Source organism: Gryllotalpicola sp. CP2-P1, assembly GCF_057512245.1.
The window spans coordinates 1-1,076 of the sequence record NZ_JBLRDT010000397.1; the positions used below are offsets into that span (position 1 = coordinate 1).

The 1,076-nt window shown below is 68.0% G+C and carries 1 protein-coding gene; it reads right to left on the reverse strand.

Annotation, left to right across the window (positions count from 1 at the left end; genetic code table 11):
* Positions 1 to 9: 9 nt before the first annotated feature.
* Positions 10 to 972, reverse strand: a complete 963-nt coding sequence (locus tag ACM2XV_RS15525; RefSeq protein WP_487027604.1) for an IS481 family transposase — start codon at positions 970 to 972, stop codon at positions 10 to 12.
* Positions 973 to 1,076 lie beyond the last annotated feature (104 nt).

Sequence of the window (1,076 nt, forward strand, 5' to 3'; positions counted from 1 at the left end):
TGTACCCGGTCAGCACGTTGGTGTCAGCAGGCTGAGTGGGGGTTTGCCTCCGAGGGCTTGGTGGGGTCGTTCAGTGTTGTAGTGCTCGAGCCAGGGCGCAAGTGCGGCAGCGCGTTCGTCGTTCGAGCTGTAGGGGCGTCGGTAGGCCCATTCGGTTTGCAGGGTGCGGTTGAGGCGCTCGACTTTGCCGTTCTGCCAGGGGCAGTGCGGCTTGATGAACTTCTGGGTGATGCCGCGCTGTTCGCACAGCTCGCGTACTGCGGCCGAGCGGCGGTAGGCGAGGGCGTTGTCGGTCATCAGCCGCTGCACCTTCGTGATGCCGCAGGCGGCGAAGTAATCCAGTGCCCGTCCGAGAAACTGCGTGACGGTCGCAGCTTGCTCATCGGGGTGGATCTCGGAGTACGCCAGGCGGGTGCGGTCATCGACCAGCGAGTGGATGTAGTCGTAGCCGATGCCGCGGCCGCGCACCTCCTCGCTGCGGCCGTGCACCCGCCAGCCGCCGCCGTCGGGGATGCGGCCGAGCTTCTTGACGTCCATGTGCACCAGCTCGCCCGGGCTCTCGCGCTGGTAGCGGATCGCGGTCTGCTTCGAGGAGCGGATCAGCTGTCCGGTGATCGCGTCCAGCAGCGCCAGGCGCGGCATCGCCCGCCGCAGCAGGATGCGGCTGGCGGTGCGCGGGGAGACGCCGGTGCGCGCCGCCAGCTCGTCACGGCCCAGCCGCTCGGCCTGCCGCAACCGGATGAGCTCGTCCTCGACCGCCGGGCTCGTGCGCGTCGGCGAACGATGCGGCCGCGAGGACCGGTCATGCAAGCCCGCCTCTCCCTCGACTCGGAAGCGGGCGAGCCAGTAGCCCACGGTCTTGCGGGAGACGCCCATCGCCGCAGCGATGTGCGCGCCCGGCCAGCCCGCCTGGTGGCGTTGGACGATCAGAAGCCGGCCATGGAACGTGAGACGGGCATTAGCGTGGGCCATCGAGGACCTCCGGTGCTTGTGAAGATGTCAGATACCTCCACTAAGCCCGGGGGTCCTCCTCCATCACAAGACCCGAACTGACACCAACCTCATGACCGAGTACA

Coding starts and splice junctions, on each gene's coding strand:
- ACM2XV_RS15525 (WP_487027604.1), bottom strand. CDS start 972: ATGGCCCACGCTAATGCCCGTCTCACGTTCCATGGCCGGCTTCTGATC.